Origin of the sequence: Klebsiella sp. K47 (genome assembly GCF_051858335.1) — a bacterium.
Taxonomy (GTDB): Bacteria; Pseudomonadota; Gammaproteobacteria; order Enterobacterales; family Enterobacteriaceae; genus Klebsiella; species Klebsiella pneumoniae.
In genome coordinates this window covers 39,166-55,597 of sequence record NZ_JBPYUI010000015.1, presented here as the reverse complement: position 1 = coordinate 55,597, position 16,432 = coordinate 39,166, and the positions used below count along the sequence as shown (strand labels likewise).

General features: G+C 59.0%; 18 protein-coding genes. 4 read left to right on the top strand and 14 right to left on the bottom strand.

Translation table 11 applies throughout. The annotated features are described in order from the left end of the window. Positions 1-3: 3 nt before the first annotated feature. The 5 genes from RRF55_RS15795 to dnaB all read right to left on the bottom strand — a co-directional run bounded on the left by RRF55_RS15795 (position 4) and on the right by dnaB (position 5,351). Positions 4-420, bottom strand: coding sequence for a secondary thiamine-phosphate synthase enzyme YjbQ (locus RRF55_RS15795; protein ID WP_002884951.1), 417 nt, complete (start codon positions 418-420; stop codon positions 4-6). 130 nt (positions 421-550) lie between these two features. After that, entirely contained in the window at positions 551-1,264 is a 714-nt protein-coding gene (aphA, locus tag RRF55_RS15790; protein ID WP_004151745.1) for an acid phosphatase AphA, read from the bottom strand. Between the two features lie 190 nt (positions 1,265-1,454). Continuing rightward, positions 1,455-2,648 carry an aromatic amino acid transaminase gene (gene tyrB / locus RRF55_RS15785; RefSeq protein ID WP_002884946.1) on the bottom strand — a complete coding sequence of 398 codons (1,194 nt, stop codon included), beginning with the start codon at positions 2,646-2,648 and terminating at the stop codon, positions 1,455-1,457. Positions 2,649-2,824: 176 nt separating this feature from the next. Next, positions 2,825-3,904 carry an alanine racemase gene (gene alr / locus RRF55_RS15780; RefSeq protein WP_002884943.1) on the bottom strand — a complete coding sequence of 360 codons (1,080 nt, stop codon included), beginning with the start codon at positions 3,902-3,904 and terminating at the stop codon, positions 2,825-2,827. A 31-nt stretch (positions 3,905-3,935) separates the two neighbouring features. Then, positions 3,936-5,351 (bottom strand): replicative DNA helicase, encoded by a 1,416-nt coding sequence (dnaB, locus tag RRF55_RS15775; protein ID WP_002884942.1) that lies wholly within the window; start codon positions 5,349-5,351, stop codon positions 3,936-3,938. Positions 5,352-5,520: 169 nt separating this feature from the next. Between dnaB and RRF55_RS15770 the strand changes: the two genes are divergently transcribed. Then, positions 5,521-6,504: a quinone oxidoreductase gene (locus tag RRF55_RS15770; protein ID WP_002884941.1), complete on the top strand. Its 984-nt coding sequence runs from the start codon at positions 5,521-5,523 to the stop codon at positions 6,502-6,504. Positions 6,505-6,686: 182 nt separating this feature from the next. Here the strand turns inward: RRF55_RS15770 and pspG are convergent, their stop codons facing one another. The 3 genes from pspG to RRF55_RS15755 form a co-directional block, all read right to left on the bottom strand. Then, positions 6,687-6,929 carry an envelope stress response protein PspG gene (pspG, locus tag RRF55_RS15765; RefSeq protein ID WP_009484997.1) on the bottom strand — a complete coding sequence of 81 codons (243 nt, stop codon included), beginning with the start codon at positions 6,927-6,929 and terminating at the stop codon, positions 6,687-6,689. 139 nt (positions 6,930-7,068) lie between these two features. Then, the gene (gene dusA / locus RRF55_RS15760) at positions 7,069-8,067 is read right to left on the bottom strand and encodes a tRNA dihydrouridine(20/20a) synthase DusA (protein WP_032415844.1); all 999 of its coding nucleotides are present in this window, start codon (positions 8,065-8,067) and stop codon (positions 7,069-7,071) included. Between the two features lie 100 nt (positions 8,068-8,167). Continuing rightward, on the bottom strand, positions 8,168-8,656 hold the full coding sequence (locus RRF55_RS15755) for a cupin domain-containing protein (protein WP_002884935.1): 489 nt from the start codon (positions 8,654-8,656) through the stop codon (positions 8,168-8,170). A 249-nt stretch (positions 8,657-8,905) separates the two neighbouring features. Between RRF55_RS15755 and zur the strand changes: the two genes are divergently transcribed. Further along, positions 8,906-9,421 (top strand): zinc uptake transcriptional repressor Zur, encoded by a 516-nt coding sequence (gene zur / locus RRF55_RS15750; RefSeq protein WP_002884931.1) that lies wholly within the window; start codon positions 8,906-8,908, stop codon positions 9,419-9,421. 95 nt (positions 9,422-9,516) lie between these two features. Here zur and RRF55_RS15745 read toward each other — a convergent pair whose 3' ends face one another. Further along, the gene (locus RRF55_RS15745; protein ID WP_004151747.1) at positions 9,517-9,726 is read right to left on the bottom strand and encodes a CsbD family protein; all 210 of its coding nucleotides are present in this window, start codon (positions 9,724-9,726) and stop codon (positions 9,517-9,519) included. 65 nt (positions 9,727-9,791) lie between these two features. On the opposite strand from RRF55_RS15745, the gene RRF55_RS15740 reads away from it, so the two are divergent. Further along, positions 9,792-9,941: a hypothetical protein gene (locus tag RRF55_RS15740; RefSeq protein WP_004219133.1), complete on the top strand. Its 150-nt coding sequence runs from the start codon at positions 9,792-9,794 to the stop codon at positions 9,939-9,941. Between the two features lie 19 nt (positions 9,942-9,960). Here RRF55_RS15740 and dinF read toward each other — a convergent pair whose 3' ends face one another. From dinF to RRF55_RS15725, 3 genes are all read right to left on the bottom strand, one after another. Continuing rightward, a complete protein-coding gene (dinF, locus tag RRF55_RS15735) occupies positions 9,961-11,277 on the bottom strand; it encodes an MATE family efflux transporter DinF (protein ID WP_004151748.1) in 1,317 nt (438 codons plus the stop codon). A gap of 69 nt (positions 11,278-11,346) precedes the next feature. Next, a complete protein-coding gene (gene lexA, locus RRF55_RS15730) occupies positions 11,347-11,955 on the bottom strand; it encodes a transcriptional repressor LexA (RefSeq protein ID WP_002884822.1) in 609 nt (202 codons plus the stop codon). 122 nt (positions 11,956-12,077) lie between these two features. Then, the gene (locus tag RRF55_RS15725) at positions 12,078-12,446 is read right to left on the bottom strand and encodes a diacylglycerol kinase (protein WP_002884819.1); all 369 of its coding nucleotides are present in this window, start codon (positions 12,444-12,446) and stop codon (positions 12,078-12,080) included. Positions 12,447-12,574: 128 nt separating this feature from the next. Here RRF55_RS15725 and plsB point away from each other — a divergent pair, with 128 nt between their 5' ends. Beyond that, on the top strand, positions 12,575-14,998 hold the full coding sequence (gene plsB / locus RRF55_RS15720) for a glycerol-3-phosphate 1-O-acyltransferase PlsB (RefSeq protein ID WP_004178269.1): 2,424 nt from the start codon (positions 12,575-12,577) through the stop codon (positions 14,996-14,998). Between the two features lie 48 nt (positions 14,999-15,046). Here the strand turns inward: plsB and ubiA are convergent, their stop codons facing one another. Together ubiA and ubiC are read right to left on the bottom strand one after the other, a co-directional pair. Further along, positions 15,047-15,913 carry a 4-hydroxybenzoate octaprenyltransferase gene (ubiA, locus tag RRF55_RS15715; RefSeq protein WP_032415843.1) on the bottom strand — a complete coding sequence of 289 codons (867 nt, stop codon included), beginning with the start codon at positions 15,911-15,913 and terminating at the stop codon, positions 15,047-15,049. 12 nt (positions 15,914-15,925) lie between these two features. Then, complete coding sequence (gene ubiC / locus RRF55_RS15710; RefSeq protein ID WP_002884807.1) at positions 15,926-16,423, bottom strand: chorismate lyase; 498 nt, start codon at positions 16,421-16,423, stop codon at positions 15,926-15,928. Between the last annotated feature and the right edge of the window lie 9 nt (positions 16,424-16,432).

Here is a 16,432-nt window from a genome sequence, read left to right as displayed (position 1 = left end):
CTTTTATTCCCCCATGAGCGTCGCAACGATGCGCCGCGAACCGCCGTGTATCCGATGCTCCCCCAGCCAGATGCCCTGCCAGGTTCCCAACCTGACGCGCCCGTCCTCGACCGGCAGCATTAGCGACACGCCAAGCATCGATGATTTGATGTGCGACGGCATATCGTCAGGGCCTTCATAGTCATGTTCATACGGCGCATTGTCCGGTACGGCGTTGAGAAAATACTGCTCCATGTCATAGCGGACGGTGGGATCGCAGTTTTCGTTGAGCGTCAGGGAAGCGGAAGTATGCTGGAGCAGGAGGTGCAGCAGGCCAACCTTCACCCCGGACAGCCCGCGGATCTGGCCAAGGATTTCGTCGGTGACCAGATGAAAACCGCGGGATTTTGGCCCAAGCGTCAGGGTTTGCTGATACCACATCATTGACTCCTTTTGCGAATGAATCCTTCTAAGTGTGCAGCAATACGTGAAAAGGTAAAACCTTCCACCCCTGATTTTGCATAAAAAAACGGCAGCGCCGTCGCTGCCGTTTATCGCGTTCAGGCGGTCATCAGTATTCGGAATTGACGATTACTTCCTCGCCCAGCGCGCCAGCCATCGGCAACGGCTTATAGGAGGAGTTGGCGGCCCGCAGCACGCGGATGCCACGGGCGCCCGCTTCGCGGGCGGCGGTGATATCATTATCCGAATCGCCGTAGAAAACCTTTATCTGCTTCGCCTGCAGCCACTGGGTCTTGGTGTTTTGGCCAGGCTTATCGCCAGCGAAAATCACCGGATTCATATTGGCGGCCGGGATGAGAAAATCATCCTGCAGGGTTTTAGAAACGGTTTCGGTTTTGGTCTGGCTGCGGCCGGTGACGAACCAGATGCTGTCCCCGCGCTTCACATGCATCGCAATCAGCTGGCGCGCCACCTCTTTCGGCATGCTGAATTCATCCCAGCCATTGTTCATTTTTTCCCAGAACTGTGGGTTTTTCAGGTAATCCTCGCTGCCGGGAGAGAAGGTTTTTTGCCCGCGCCAGAAACCCGGACTGGAGAAGAGGACGGTGTCATCGATATCAAAGCCGACGGCCATCGGCGGCCGCCCCAGCAGGCTGTTCTCAATTTGCGCCACCGAAACCCAGTGGATCGGCGCCTGCTCGGCCAGCTGGGCCACGTTGGTGCCAACCCACAGCGGCTGCGGCGTGGAGGCGCGCGCCACAACGGCGCTGTTCAGCGTGAACAGGAGAGAAGCCGCCGCAAGGGCGAGAGTAAGTTTGCGCATATTTATCCCTAAATCTATCAATCATTATTGTTTTCAATAATGTGCATGCTTATCAACGTCCCGACCTTACCCGCCGGCGGCATGGATGAAAAGCCTTTTTCGCGCAGATGTCATAGAAAAAGAGGATGATCACATCCGAGGGGGTTGCCCCTGCCCGTTGACCGGCAGAGACAACCTGCTGGAGAGCGGCTTACATTACCGCGGCAAAAGCTTTCGCTACCTGCTGAACATTACGTGAGTTTAACCCCGCCACGCACATGCGTCCGCTGGCAATCAGGTAGACGCCAAACTCGTCGCGCAGACGATCCACCTGCGCCGCGCTAAATCCGGTATAGCTGAACATCCCGCGCTGCTTGAGCAGGTAATCCACTTTGCTACCCGGGGCAACCTGCTGCAGCGCGTCGACCAGCGCCTGGCGCATGGTCAGGATGTGCGCGCGCATGGCGTCCACTTCCGCCTGCCAGGTGGCTTTCAGAGCTGCATCGTTCAGCACCGTCGCCACCACCTGCGCGCCAAAGCTTGGCGGGCTGGAGTAGTTGCGGCGCACGGTGGCCTTCAGCTGACCCAGCACGCGGCCCGCGGTTTCGCTGTCTTCACAGACCACGGACAGACCGCCGACGCGCTCCCCGTACAGCGAGAAAATTTTGGAGAACGAGTTGCTGACCAGCATCGGCATCCCGGCGCTGGCGATGGCGCGAATAGCGTAGGCATCCTCTTCCAGCCCCCCGCCAAAGCCCTGGTAGGCGATGTCGAGGAAGGGGATCAGCTGACGCGCTTTCAATACCTCAACCACGCGGTCCCACTGGGCTGGCGTCAGGTCGGCGCCGGTCGGGTTGTGGCAGCAAGGGTGCAGCAGCACAATATCGCGGGCCGGCAGCGTTTGCAGCGTCGCCAGCAGGTCCTCAAAGCGCACGCCGTTGGTGGCTTTATCAAACCAGGGGTAAGTACTTACTTCGAAGCCAGCCCCTTCAAAAATGGCGATGTGGTTTTCCCAGGTCGGATCGCTGACCCAGACATGAGACTCAGGAAAGTAACGTTTGAGGAAGTCGGCCCCGACCTTCAGTGCGCCCGAACCGCCGACCGTCTGAATAGAGGCAATGCGATTTTGCTTAAGCGCGGTATGCTCTGCGCCAAACAGCAGCGGCGCAATCGCCTGACGGTAGCCGCTCAACCCTTCCATTGGCAGATACAGCGAGGCGCCATGTGGCTCGGCGTTCAGGCGTGCTTCCGCTTCCGCCACCGCCTGCAGCTGCGGGATAATGCCGTCATCGTTGTAGTACAGCCCGATACTCAGGTTGACTTTGTCGCTTCGCGGGTCTTCTTTGAAGCGTTCCATTAGAGAAAGAATAGGGTCGCCGGCGTAGGCGTCAACTTTTTGAAACACGCGATGTATCTCCAGGTTTACATGGGGCAGGTTCTTACACAATAAACCGGATATGACGGCAGGTCGAGAGGATGTTGAGGGGAAAGTGACCGCGCAGCGGTATAAACCGCTTTTTTGAGCGCCGCAGGCCTGGTGCGTACCGGATCAGCCTCTGTGCTATCCGGTACGCCAGAGGCTTAGTCGAGGTATTTCATGGCGACGCGGGAGGTCAGTCGCGTAATAAGTTCGTAAGCACTCACTTTCGTTATCTCGGCGATGCGCTCTACCGGGAGCCCCTCTCCCCACAGCACTACCGCGTCGCCGGCTTTATCCTGGGCCTGCGGTCCGAGGTCAACGCAGATCATATCCATCGCCACCCGGCCGACAATCGGCACTTCCCGGCCATTGACCAGCACCGGCGTGCCCGACGGTGCCGCGCGCGGATAACCGTCGCCATAGCCCATCGCCACCACGCCGAGACGGGTATCGCGTTCGCTGATCCAGGTGCCGCCGTAGCCGACGGGCTCCCCTGCTTTATGCTCGCGCACCGCAATCAGGCTGGACGTCAGGGTCATCACCGGCTGGCAGCCGAAATCTTTCCCGGTGGAGCGATCGTCCAGCGGCGACACGCCATACAGGATAATTCCGGGGCGCACCCAGTCGTAATGCGATTGCGGCCACAGCAGAATGCCGCCCGAGGCGGCGATAGAGCGCAGCCCCGGTTTGCCTTCGGTAAAGGTGGTGAAGATATCCAGCTGGCGTTCGGTGGCGCCGCAGGTCGGCTCATCGGCGCGCGCGAAGTGGCTCACCACGTTCACCGGCTGGCGGACGTTTTTACACTGGCTCAGACGCTGATAAAACGCCTCGGCTTCCTCCGGGCGCACCCCTAAGCGATGCATGCCGGTATCCAGCTTCATCCACACGGTCACCGGCTCGGGGAGATCGGCTTGCTCCAGCGCCGCCAGCTGTTCGGGGCTATGCACCGCCGTATGCAGGCGCTGGGCGGCGATCACCGCCAGGTCTTCCGCAGCAAAAAAGCCTTCCAGCAGGAGGATCGGCTGGGCGATGCCTCCCGCTCGCAGGCGCAGCGCCTCTTCCAGGCGGGCGACGCCAAAGGCGTCGGCGTCGGTCAGCGTTCGCGCGGTCTCGAGAAGACCGTGTCCGTAGGCGTTCGCTTTCACTACCGCAACCAGTTTGCTGGCGGGCGCCAGTTCACGCAGACGTTGCAGGTTGTGTCGCAGAGCGCGGCGGTTGATAACTACAGTTGCCGCTTGCATTTGAATTCCTTAATAAAAGAAGGCGGAAGGATTACTCATCATCATACTGAGGACCGGCATAATTATCGAAACGCGACCACTGGCCGTTAAAGGTCAGTCGCACGGTGCCGATCGGACCGTTACGTTGTTTACCAATGATAATTTCCGCGATGCCTTTAAGATCGCTGTTCTCGTGATAGACCTCATCACGGTAAATGAACATGATTAAGTCGGCATCCTGTTCGATAGAGCCGGACTCACGCAGGTCGGAGTTGACCGGGCGCTTATCGGCGCGCTGCTCCAGCGAGCGGTTAAGCTGCGACAGCGCCACCACCGGCACCTGCAGCTCTTTCGCCAGCGCCTTCAGCGAGCGGGAGATTTCGGCAATCTCAAGGGTACGGTTGTCGGAGAGCGACGGCACGCGCATCAGCTGCAGGTAGTCGATCATAATCAGTCCGATGCCGCCGTGCTCGCGGGCGATACGCCGCGCGCGGGAGCGCACCTCCGTCGGCGTCAGGCCGGAGGAGTCATCGATATAGATATTGCGCTTTTCCAGCAGGATGCCCATGGTGCCGGAGATCCGCGCCCAGTCTTCGTCGTCCAGTTGACCGGTACGAATGCGGGTCTGATCGACGCGCGACAGCGAGGCCAGAGAACGCATCATGATCTGTTCCGAGGGCATCTCGAGACTGAAGATTAATACCGGTTTGTCCTGCAGCATCGCCGCGTTTTCCACGAGGTTCATCGCGAAGGTCGTTTTACCCATCGATGGACGGGCGGCGACGATAATCAGATCCGACGGCTGCAGGCCGGCGGTCTTTTTGTTGAGGTCGTCGTAGCCGGTATTGACCCCGGTGACGCCGTCATGGGGCTGCTGGAACAGCTGTTCGATACGGGCGACAGTGGCATCGAGGACATCGGCGATGTTCTTCGGCCCTTCGTCTTTGTTGGCCCGGCTTTCGGCGATTTTGAAAACCCGGGATTCGGCGAGGTCGAGCAGATCTTCGCTGGTTCGCCCCTGTGGGTCGAAGCCGGCTTCGGCGATCTCGTTGGCCACCGAAATCATTTCGCGCACCACCGCGCGTTCGCGCACGATGTCGGCATAGGCGCTGATGTTAGCCGCGCTGGGCGTATTTTTGGACAGTTCGGCCAGATAGGCGAAGCCGCCCACGCTGTCCAGCTGCCCTTGACGCTCCAGCGACTCGGCGAGCGTAATCAGGTCAATCGGGCTGCCGGACTCCTGCAGGCGCGCCATCTCGGTAAAAATATGACGGTGCGGACGGGTATAAAAGTCGTCGGCAACGACGCGTTCGGCGACGTCGTCCCAGCGCTCGTTATCCAGCATTAAACCGCCCAACACCGACTGCTCCGCTTCAATCGAGTGCGGCGGGACTTTCAGCCCGGCGAGCTGCGGATCGCGTTCGCGGGTTTCTGTCTGTGGTTTGTTGAAGGGTTTATTTCCTGCCATAGCCTAACATTTCACCGATCCGGAAAAGAGCGTGACAGTATAGCGAGAAAGCCATTGCCGCTAAAGAACCCATTAAGCGTGGCAGGCCTGAGGCGGGTAAGAAAATCCGTCGCCGCCGGCGCAGGCTGTTAAGCTTACTGAATAATCTCGGAACAACACAGGAGCGAACATGGCAACACGCATCGAATTTTCGAAACACGGGGGACCGGAGGTGCTTCAGGCGGTTGAGTTCACGCCACGCGATCCCGCAGAACATGAGATTCAGGTCGAAAACAAAGCCATCGGCATCAACTATATCGACACCTATGTTCGCAGCGGCCTCTATCCGCCGCCGTCGCTGCCGAGCGGCCTGGGCACCGAGGCGGCCGGCATCGTCAGTAAAGTTGGCCATGGGGTCACGCATATTAAGGTAGGCGATCGGGTGGTGTACGCCCAGTCGGCGCTCGGCGCCTACAGCACGGTACACAATGTGCTGGCCGACAAAGCGGCGGTCCTGCCGGACGCTATCTCTTTCGAACAGGCCGCCGCGTCGTTCCTCAAAGGATTAACGGTCTGGTATCTGCTGCGCAAAACCTATGAAATTAAGCCTGATGAGATGTTCCTGTTTCACGCGGCCGCTGGCGGCGTGGGGCTGATAGCCTGTCAGTGGGCGAAAGCGCTGGGGGCGAAACTTATCGGTACCGTCGGCAGCGCGCAGAAAGCGCAGCGCGCCAAAGAGGCGGGCGCCTGGCAGGTGATTAACTATCGCGAGGAGTCTATCGTGGAGCGGCTCAAGGCGCTCACCGACGGTAAGAAAGTGGCCGTCGTCTACGACTCGGTGGGGAAAGATACCTGGGAGGCCTCTCTGGACTGTCTGCAGCGCCGCGGCCTGATGGTCAGCTTTGGTAACTCCTCCGGTCCGGTGACCGGCGTTAATCTGGGGATCCTGAATCAAAAAGGCTCCCTGTACGTCACTCGCCCATCGCTGCAGGGCTATATCACCAACCGGGAAGAACTGGAGGAAGCCTGCAGTGAATTGTTTTCGCTGATCGCCAGCGGGGTGATTAAAGTGGACGTGGCTGAAAGTCAGATCTATCCGCTGAGCGAAGCGCGGCGGGCGCATGAAGTTCTGGAGAGCCGGGTGACGCAGGGTTCGAGTTTGCTGCTGCCATAAGTTGGCAGAAGGGGCAAAAGTTTAGGGCTTCCACCTGGGAAGCCCTTACTTTTTTTTAGTTCGGCTGTATGTAGGGTACAGCGCGATGAATTCGTTAACGCGCTAATAGTGACAGATTTGCGCAGCAATGCCTACGCGGTTGTCTGCAAAATTGTTCAGGTTGTGACGCACCCCTCAATACCTTAGTAACGCCAACGGTTATTGTCGCGAAAAGCATTTCCGTTCGGGGATTTCAGCGCCCGAATAACCCACACCGCCGCCACCGCCAGCAGCAGCCACGGCAGTAATTTGATCATCAAGGCGAACAACCCGCCGACGAACATCAGCGCCGTCGCCACCACGATTGCCGCGATAATCCCCAGCAGCGATACGCCGGTGACCAGCAGCATGACAAAAAATCCAATGACAAATAGCAGTTCCAGCATGGTTCTCTCCCCAAAAAATGAATACTTCACTCTGCAGGTATTACAAAAAGCATGCCAAACATAAGCACTTGACTTTAAAAGAAAACGCCCCGCGTCAGTGCGCGAGGCGTGGTCAATTTCACCAGGTTTTGGTCAGAAATTAACGTTTATCGGCCACCAGCTTCAGGGCATGCTCCAGCACCGCAATATCGGCGCCGGCTTTATGCGCATTTTCGCTCAGGTAGCGACGCCACTGGCGAGCGCCAGGGATCCCCTGAAACAGCCCCAGCATATGGCGGGTAATATGGCCCAGATAGGTGCCCTTGCTGAGCTCGCGCTCAATATAGGGGTACATGGCTCGCACCACCGTTACCGGATCGGCATCCGCGCCGGCGACGCCGAAAATTTCGCGGTCGACCGAGGCCAGAATGCCCGGGTTCTGATAGGCCTCACGCCCGACCATCACCCCATCCATATGCTCAAGCTGTACTCTGGCTTCGTCCAGCGATTTGATGCCGCCGTTGATCGCCATCGTCAGATGGGGGAAATCGCGCTTCAGCTGCCAGACGCGGGGGTAATCCAGCGGCGGGATCTCGCGGTTCTCTTTCGGGCTCAGCCCGGAGAGCCAGGCTTTGCGGGCGTGAATAATAAACATCTCACACTCGCCCTTGCCGGAGACCGTCTCAATGAAATCGCACAGAAACTCATAGCTATCCTGGTCGTCGATACCGATACGGGTTTTTACCGTGACCGGAATCGACACCACATCGCGCATCGCCTTGATACAGTCGGCCACCAGCTGCGCATTGCCCATCAGGCAAGCGCCAAACATCCCGTTCTGCACGCGGTCGGAGGGGCAGCCGACGTTGAGGTTGATCTCATCATAGCCGCGCGCCTCGGCCAGCTTTGCGCACTGCGCCAGGGCCTGGGGATCGCTGCCGCCGAGCTGCAGAGCAACCGGGTGCTCTTCTTCGCTATAGGCCAGATAGTCCCCTTTGCCGTGAATAATCGCCCCGGTGGTCACCATTTCGGTATACAGCAGCGTATGCCGCGACAGCAGCCGCAGGAAGTAGCGGCAGTGTCGGTCGGTCCAGTCGAGCATCGGCGCGATGGAGAAGCGGTGAGCAGGGAAAACAGGTGACGTTGATTCAGGCATCATGGCGAATAAATAAGCATCCGGGTAAAAAGGGGCGCTACTATAGCATAAAGATACACCACAGGCGCATAGTGCGCCGCGCTTCGCCCCTCACCTGAAATGATTACTTTTTCCGCGGCTTGCCGTCGTGTGGACCGAAGAACTGCGGCGGATGGTCAACCCAACGATCCTGGCGCGTCGCGGCATAGCCGGGATTGAGCGGGTAATAAATGCGGTTGTACTTCTTGTTGGCCTCGCCCACCACCAGCAGACGAACTTCCTGCTCGGTGTTATTGAGAAAGGTGTGGCAGATGCCGGTACCAGCGGGAAAACCCACGCTGTCGCCGGGCTCCAGCTTCCAGAGATAGCCGTTTATCCACACTTCCGGATAGCCCTCCAGCACGTAGATGAACTCTTCCTCATCGCTCTCCGCGTGTGGATAAGAGGTGCGCCGCCCGGGCGGCAGCCGCTCGTGGTGGATCCCCAGCCGGTTGAGACGTAAACCTCGCCCCAGCGGCGCGCCGATTGAAAAACGCTCCGGGCTGTCGGGATAAGTAGCATCGTCGGGCCCTTCCAGTTCGCGCCAGTGGCGAATGCAATCAGGTCGTTTCATCGTTTTCTCCCGAAAATGAGACACTTCAGATATAGCATACCCAGGGTCGGGCGTGTTGTGATTAAATCGGACATGGTGGTTTTAGCGAGCGGCTAAGGCGTAGTCTGCTCGAGAATAAGCGGCCAGCGCTCGGGACGGGCGCCGGTGCCGACAACCTGAAGTATGACCCGTATCACCTGCCGGCTCTCGGTGTTTTCTGAGGAACGTGATAAAGTAACAGATTCAAATTCACGCAATCCGAGGATGCTCATGGATAAGACCCCTTCGCAAGAGATGTTAGCGCATGCTGAAAAGCTTTGCGCACAGCGCGGCGTACGCCTGACTCCACAGCGTCTGGAAGTGTTGCGCCTGATGAGCCTGCAGCAAGGGGCAATCAGCGCCTACGATCTGCTGGACTTGCTACGTGAAAAAGAGCCGCAGGCGAAACCGCCGACGGTTTACCGTGCGCTGGAGTTTTTACTCGAGCAGGGTTTTGTCCATAAGGTAGAGTCAACCAATAGCTATGTGCTGTGCCATCTGTTCGACCAGCCGACCCATAGCTCGGCCATGTTTATCTGCGACCGCTGCGGCGTGGTAAAAGAAGAGGCGGCGGAAGGGGTGGAAGATATCATGCATACGCTGGCGGCCCGCATGGGGTTTGCCCTGCGCCACAATGTGATAGAAGCTCACGGGCTTTGCGCGGGCTGCGTGGAAGTCGAAGCCTGCAGCACCCCGGGACACTGCCAGCACGATCATACTATTCAGCTCAAAAAGAAAGCCCGCTGAGCGGCTGCCGCAGCGGGAAAAAGGGTTAACGGCGCGTCCCTGCGCCATTCAGACAGGCACTAACACAAATGCTTCATTCTTCGGATCAAGGAACGCTACCAGCGATAGTCGTTCTTATGCTCCCAGTCTGAGACTTCTTTCTCAGCCTGATCTTTCTCATAGCCGTAACGCTCCTGAATTTTGCCGACCAGCTGGTCGCGCTTCCCTTCGATTACGGTCATATCATCATCGGTAAGTTTGCCCCACTGTTCCTTGGCTTTACCTTTAAACTGTTTCCAGTTACCGCCGATTTCGTCTTTATTCATAATAACGTCCTCATCATTCGGTGGGTTTACAGCCCGTTTTGTGCCGGACATGGTATTAACTATAGATGAGAATGCTGGCGTCGATTCGTTATTCGGAATTTTTAACCATCGCACCGCGGGATAACGCGAAGAGGATGTTCCCGGCTTGCGCCACGCTGAGCCGGGCTATTGAATCGCCCTGTAAGCGTAGCGCGACCGGGGAAGGTCACGGCTAGCGGCAATGACGGGAGATAACTAACTAAACCATGTGCCGCGTCGCCAGTGTCGACGCCAGATCAGCGCCAGCGACAGGCCGCGCAGGGCGAGGAACACCGCCAGCGCCAGCCACAGACCATGGTTGCCAAGCACCGGTAGCGTAAGCAGCGTCACGGCAAACCCCGCCGCGGCGACCGCCATACTGTTCCTCATCTCAGCGCCGCGCGTCGCGCCGATAAACATGCCGTCCAGCAGATAACACCAGACGCCGACCACCGGCAGGATCGTCTGCCAGATCAGATAGCGATCGGCCAGCTGCTGCAGGGAAGGCAGTGAGGTTAACAACGCGATAATGTACTGCCCCGCCAGGCTGTAAATCAGGGCAAACGCCAGCGCCACCATGCCGGACTGCCGGCAGGCCGCCCGCCACACCTCCAGCAACTGGCTACCGTCGCGCGCGCCGTAGGCCTGGCCGGAGTGAGCCTCCACGGCATAGGCAAAGCCATCCAGCGCGTAGGCGGTAAAGGTCAGCATGGTCATCAGTACGGCGTTCACCGCCACGATGTCGCTGCCCAGACGGGCGCCGAATACGGTCAGCGCGCCAAAGCACAGCTGCAGCAGCAGCGAGCGCAGCATGATGTCCCGATTCAACGCCAATAAACGGCGCAGATCCCCGCGCCAGGCATTTTTCAGCATCGCCAGCGACACGCCGCGCAGCGTCAGCACCCGCTTCGCCATCAGCAGGCCAATAATGAGGGTGGCGTACTCCGCGGTGACCGTGGCCAGCGCCGCTCCCTGGACGTTCATCCGCAGGCCCATCACCAGCCACAGATCGAGCACAATATTCAACAGATTACCCACCACCAGCAGAATAACCGGCGCCCGGGCGTACTGGACGCCCAGCAGCCAGCCGAGCAGCACCAGGTTGGCCAGCGAGGCGGGGGCGCTGAGCCAGCGAATTTCGAGAAACCGTCTCGCCTGCTCAAGCACCGCCTCGCTGCCGCCGACAATATGCAGAGCGAGGTCAATTAGCGGCAGGCGAAGCAGGATAATCAGCACCCCGGCGCCCAGCGCCAGGGCCAGCGGCTGCACCAGCGCCCGCGCCAGGCGCTGCGGATCTTTGGCGCCCCAGGCCTGAGCGGTGAGCCCGGTGGTGCTCATGCGCAGGAACAGCAGCAGCATGAAGAGGAAACTGGTGGCCGTCGCCCCGACCGCTACGCCGCCGAGGTATACCGGGCTGTCCAGGTGGCCGATCACCGCCGTATCCACCAGCCCCAGCAGCGGGACGGTGATGTTGGAGAAAATCATAGGGAGGGCAAGACGCCACAGCGCTTTATCGGCAGCGTTGAGCAGCATGTTTGAGGACCTGATTGAGGAAAAACGTCGCAGCGTCACGCAACAGATGACGCTGCGCAGAGGCAGGCGCTACAGCCATTCTCCATTACGGATCACGCCAACGGCCAGACCCTCAATGGTAAAACTCTGCTGGCGCAGATCGACGACGATCGGGGAAAACTCGCTGTTTTCCGGCAACAGTTCAACGACATTGCCCTGCTTTTTCAGGCGCTTCACCGTCACTTCTTCATCGATACGCGCGACAACCACCTGGCCGTTACGCACATCCTGGGTTTTGTGGACCGCCAGCAAATCGCCATCCAGAATACCGATGTCTTTCATCGACATCCCACTGACGCGCAGCAGGAAATCGGCGTTGGGCTTAAACATCGACGGGTCGACCTGATAGTGGCCTTCAATATGCTGCTGCGCCAGCAGCGGCTCACCGGCGGCGACGCGGCCGATCAGCGGCAGGCCTTGCTCTTCTTCCGTCAGCAGGCGAATACCGCGAGAAGCGCCGGAGACGATCTCGATCGCGCCTTTACGCGCCAGCGCTTTCAGGTGTTCTTCCGCCGCGTTTGGGGAACGGAACCCCAAGCGCTGAGCAATTTCCGCACGCGTCGGCGGCATGCCCGTCTGGCTGATATGATCCCTAATGAGATCAAACACCTCTTGCTGCCTGGTCGTTAACGCTTTCATTCCGCCCCCTGGGTGTATATACAGTTATGCTGTGAGTATATACAGCTAACGGTGATTTTGGAACCACATGGCACACAAAAATCGGCGGATTGTTCATATTTTGCGAGGGTTAGCGAAGAACGTTAGTGATAATGGCTCCACAGCAGCGTTCCCCAGGTGATCAGCGCGATGATAATCGCCAGCAGAACCGCCGCCGACCCCATATCTTTGGCGCGCCCTGAAAGCTCGTGAAAATCCGAGCCGATACGGTCCACAACCGCTTCAATCGCGCTGTTGAGAATTTCGACTATCATCACTAGCAGGACCGAGCCAATCAGCAATACGCGGGTGATGGCGTCGACGTCCAGCCAGCAGGCTACCGCGACGGCCACGATAGCGGCGACGCCTTCCTGACGAAACGCAGCCTCGTTGATCCACGCCGCGCGAAATCCTTTCCAGGAGTAACCTGCCGCCTTAATGATCCGGGTTAACCCGGTGGTATTATTGGCCATCACAAAACCTTTTTACGTAAATGACGTCGATGAGTGTGCGCGTTTGCCGCGTGGTAACGGAAATTTTGCCCACTTTCTGTTATTCTTGCCGCGCATTTGCATGATTAACCAGAGGCTTCACATCGTTTATGTCCGGCTGGCAACGAATTTACTATAAATTACTGAATTTACCATTACAGGTGCTGGTAAAAAGCAAGTCTATTCCGGCAGAGCCTGCCCAGGAATTAGGACTCGATACCTCGCGTCCGGTCATGTACGTCCTGCCCTATAATTCGAAGGCGGACCTGCTGACGCTGCGCGCCCAATGCCTGGCGCATGATTTACCTGACCCGCTTGAACCGCTGGAAATCGACGGCGCCCTGCTGCCGCGTTACGTATTCATCCACGGTGGGCCGCGCGTATTTACTTATTACACGCCAAAAGAAGAGTCCATCAAGCTGTTCCACGATTACCTCGATCTGCACCGCAACCATCCGGACCTCGATGTGCAAATGGTGCCGGTTTCGGTCATGTTCGGCCGTTCGCCGGGTCGCGAGAAAGGAGAAGTCAATCCGCCGCTGCGGATGCTGAACGGCATTCAGAAATTTTTCGCCGTCTCCTGGCTCGGCCGCGACAGTTTCGTGCGCTTCTCGCCGTCCGTTTCGCTGCGCCGCATGGCGGATGAGCACGGTACCGATAAGATCATCGCCCAGAAGCTGGCTCGCGTCGCTCGCATGCATTTTGCCCGCCAGCGGCTGGCCGCCGTTGGCCCGCGTCTGCCGGCCCGCCAGGATCTGTTTAATAAACTGCTGGCCTCGAAAGCGATTGCCCGCGCGGTGGAAGACGAAGCGCGCAGCAAGAAAATTTCGCACGAGAAGGCACAGCAGAACGCTATCGCGCTGATGGAAGAGATTGCGGCGAACTTCTCATACGAGATGATCCGCCTGACCGACCGCATTCTCGGCTTCACCTGGAACCGCCTGTACCAGGGCATCAACGTGCATAACGCCGAGCGCGTACGCCAGCTGGCGCACGACGGCCATGAAATTGTCTATGTCCCCTGCCACCGCAGCCACATGGACTATCTGCTGCTCTCCTACGTCCTGTACCATCAGGGGCTGGTCCCTCCGCATATCGCGGCGGGCATCAACCTCAACTTCTGGCCGGCCGGGCCGATCTTCCGCCGCCTCGGCGCTTTCTTTATTCGCCGCACCTTTAAGGGCAACAAGCTCTATTCCACCGTGTTCCGCGAATACCTTGGCGAACTGTTCAGCCGCGGCTATTCCGTGGAGTATTTCGTCGAAGGCGGCCGCTCCCGTACCGGCCGCCTGCTCGATCCGAAGACCGGTACGCTGTCGATGACCATCCAGGCGATGCTGCGCGGCGGAACCCGACCGATCACCCTGGTGCCGATTTACATCGGCTATGAGCACGTGATGGAGGTAGGAACCTACGCCAAAGAGCTGCGCGGCGCCACTAAAGAGAAAGAGAGTCTGCCGCAGATGGTGCGCGGTTTAAGCAAGCTGCGCAACCTGGGCCAGGGTTACGTTAACTTCGGCGAACCGCTGCCGCTGATGACCTATCTTAACCAGCATGTGCCGGATTGGCGGGAAGCGATCGACCCGATCGAAGCGGTTCGCCCCTCCTGGCTGACGCCGACGGTGAATAGCATCGCCGCTGACCTGATGGTGCGCATCAATAACGCCGGCGCGGCCAACGCCATGAACCTGTGCTGTACGGCGCTACTGGCCTCCCGCCAGCGTTCGCTGACCCGTGAGCAGCTCACCCAGCAGTTAGAGTGCTACCTCGCGCTGCTGCGCAATGTGCCCTATTCTCCGGATGCGACCGCCCCATCCGCTTCAGCCAGCGAGCTCATCGATCATGCACTGCAGATGAACAAGTTCGAAGTGGAGAAGGACACCATTGGCGACATCATCATCCTGCCGCGCGAGCAGGCGGTGCTGATGACCTACTATCGCAACAATATCGCCCATATGCTGGTGATGCCGTCGCTGTTAGCCGCTCTGGTGACTCAGCATCGTCATCTCAGCCGCGCCGAAGTGCTGCGTCATGTGGAAACACTCTATCCGTTCCTCAAGGCCGAGCTGTTCCTGCGCTGGGAAAAAGCGGAGCTGGCCGGAGTGGTGGATGCGCTGATTGCCGAGATGCTGCGTCAGGAGCTGATCGTCGTCGATGGCGATGTCATGAGCCTCAACCCGTCGCACTCTCGCTCCCTGCAGCTGCTGGCCGCTGGCGCCCGCGAGACGCTGCAGCGCTATGCCATCACCTTCTGGCTGCTGAGCGCTAACCCGGCGATCAACCGCAGCTCGCTGGAAAAAGAGAGTCGCACCGTGGCCCAGCGTCTGTCGGTGCTACACGGCATCAATGCGCCGGAGTTCTTCGACAAAGCGGTGTTCAGCACCCTGGTGTTGACCCTGCGCGATGAAGGCTATATCAGCGACACCGGCGACGCCGAGCCGGAAGAGACCCTGAAGGTTTATCGGATGCTGGCGGATTTGATTACGTCGGATGTCCGACTGACCATTGAGAGCGTCACGCAGGACGACGCGTAACGCGGCGTTTGCTGCCCCCCGGAATGCCGGGGGGCAGCGGACAGGAGGTTACAGGTAGCTCATCGCCAGGCCGAGGAACAGCACCAGCCCGACGTAGTTATTGTTCATAAACGCTTTGAAGCAGCTATCGCGGTCGCGATTGAAGATAAGCTTCTGCTGCCAGCCAAACAGACCCGCCGCCACGAACAGCGACCAGTAATATTCCCAGCCCAGCCCATTCAGCCAACCCACCGCGCCCATCAGCGCCAGTACGGCCACCTGCAGGATACCGATAATCAGACGATCGTTTTCGCCAAACAGGATCGCCGTCGACTTGATGCCGATCTTAACGTCGTCATCGCGATCCACCATCGCATACTGGGTATCGTAGGCCACCGCCCACAGAATATTGGCGAGGAACATCAGCCAGCAGCTCAGCGGCAGCGATTCGCTGACGGCCGAGAAGGCCATCGGGATCGACCAGCCAAAGGCCGCGCCCAGCACCACCTGCGGCAGATGAGTGTAGCGCTTCATAAACGGATAGATCCACGCCAGCGCCAGCGCCGCCACCGACAGCAGAATGGTCATGGTGTTGAGGGTGAGCACCAACAGGAAAGAGAGCAGCACCAGCACGATAAACAGCGTTCGCGCCTCTTTCTCGGTAACATCGCCGCTCGGCAGCGGACGGCGGGCGGTACGCTTTACGTGACCATCAAATTTTCGGTCGGCATAGTCATTCACCACGCAGCCGGCGGCGCGCATCAGCCAGACGCCGGCGACGAATACCGCCAGGATCCACAGCGGCGGGACGCCCGGCGAGGCCACCCATAGCGCCCACAGCGTCGGCCACAGCAGCAGCAAAGCGCCGATCGGTTTGTCAGTGCGCATCAGGCGATGAAACGCCAACAGCTTATTCTGCGACAGACTCCACTCCATTTTTTCTTCCTCTTAGTACAACGGCGACGCAGGCAAAAAAAGCTCGGTCAGCAGCAGGGGTTTGCCGCTCAGCCGCAGGCGGGAACGACGCCCCCACAGCGCTGCATCGCGACCAATTTCAATAAAATCGCGGGTTAATGTCGACGACGTAAACAGGTATCGGCCCAGCGGAGTTTGCCCGAGCTGCTGTAGCGCCAGCTCCGGACCACACAGCGTCGACTCCGGCGCCACCGTGCGCCCGGCCAGCCAGGGCTCGCCATCGGCATTGAGTATAATCTCCCGCAGCCAGTAGCGCGGCTCGTCGGGCAGCAGCGCCGCTTCGTCAGTCAGCGCGTCACGGCCGATATACCCTTCGTTAACCAGGGTCACGGTGACCTGCTTTCCTTGTTGTTCAAAGCGCTGGGTCATTGAGTCCTCCAGCAGCAGCCAGTCACTTAGCGGCGGCGGCAGGGATGGCATAACGGCAAAATAGCGCAGCGCACGCAGTCGCGTAAGCGCAGGATGGGACATGCCTGATTC

What these genes read in the sequence shown, in the direction of transcription:
- RRF55_RS15795 (WP_002884951.1), bottom strand. Translation starts at nt 420, where the DNA reads ATGTGGTATCAGCAAACCCTGACGCTTGGGCCAAAATCCCGCGGTTTT.
- RRF55_RS15745 (WP_004151747.1), bottom strand. Translation starts at nt 9,726, where the DNA reads ATGAATAAAGACGAAATCGGCGGTAACTGGAAACAGTTTAAAGGTAAA.
- aphA (WP_004151745.1), bottom strand. Translation starts at nt 1,264, where the DNA reads ATGCGCAAACTTACTCTCGCCCTTGCGGCGGCTTCTCTCCTGTTCACG.
- dusA (WP_032415844.1), bottom strand. Translation starts at nt 8,067, where the DNA reads ATGATGCCTGAATCAACGTCACCTGTTTTCCCTGCTCACCGCTTCTCC.
- dnaB (WP_002884942.1), bottom strand. Translation starts at nt 5,351, where the DNA reads ATGGCAGGAAATAAACCCTTCAACAAACCACAGACAGAAACCCGCGAA.
- alr (WP_002884943.1), bottom strand. Translation starts at nt 3,904, where the DNA reads ATGCAAGCGGCAACTGTAGTTATCAACCGCCGCGCTCTGCGACACAAC.
- pspG (WP_009484997.1), bottom strand. Translation starts at nt 6,929, where the DNA reads ATGCTGGAACTGCTATTTGTCATTGGATTTTTTGTCATGCTGCTGGTC.
- lexA (WP_002884822.1), bottom strand. Translation starts at nt 11,955, where the DNA reads ATGAAAGCGTTAACGACCAGGCAGCAAGAGGTGTTTGATCTCATTAGG.
- dinF (WP_004151748.1), bottom strand. Translation starts at nt 11,277, where the DNA reads ATGCTGCTCAACGCTGCCGATAAAGCGCTGTGGCGTCTTGCCCTCCCT.
- plsB (WP_004178269.1), top strand. Translation starts at nt 12,575, where the DNA reads ATGTCCGGCTGGCAACGAATTTACTATAAATTACTGAATTTACCATTA.
- zur (WP_002884931.1), top strand. Translation starts at nt 8,906, where the DNA reads ATGGATAAGACCCCTTCGCAAGAGATGTTAGCGCATGCTGAAAAGCTT.
- RRF55_RS15740 (WP_004219133.1), top strand. Translation starts at nt 9,792, where the DNA reads ATGAGAATGCTGGCGTCGATTCGTTATTCGGAATTTTTAACCATCGCA.
- RRF55_RS15755 (WP_002884935.1), bottom strand. Translation starts at nt 8,656, where the DNA reads ATGAAACGACCTGATTGCATTCGCCACTGGCGCGAACTGGAAGGGCCC.
- RRF55_RS15770 (WP_002884941.1), top strand. Translation starts at nt 5,521, where the DNA reads ATGGCAACACGCATCGAATTTTCGAAACACGGGGGACCGGAGGTGCTT.
- ubiA (WP_032415843.1), bottom strand. Translation starts at nt 15,913, where the DNA reads ATGGAGTGGAGTCTGTCGCAGAATAAGCTGTTGGCGTTTCATCGCCTG.
- ubiC (WP_002884807.1), bottom strand. Translation starts at nt 16,423, where the DNA reads ATGTCCCATCCTGCGCTTACGCGACTGCGTGCGCTGCGCTATTTTGCC.
- RRF55_RS15725 (WP_002884819.1), bottom strand. Translation starts at nt 12,446, where the DNA reads ATGGCCAATAATACCACCGGGTTAACCCGGATCATTAAGGCGGCAGGT.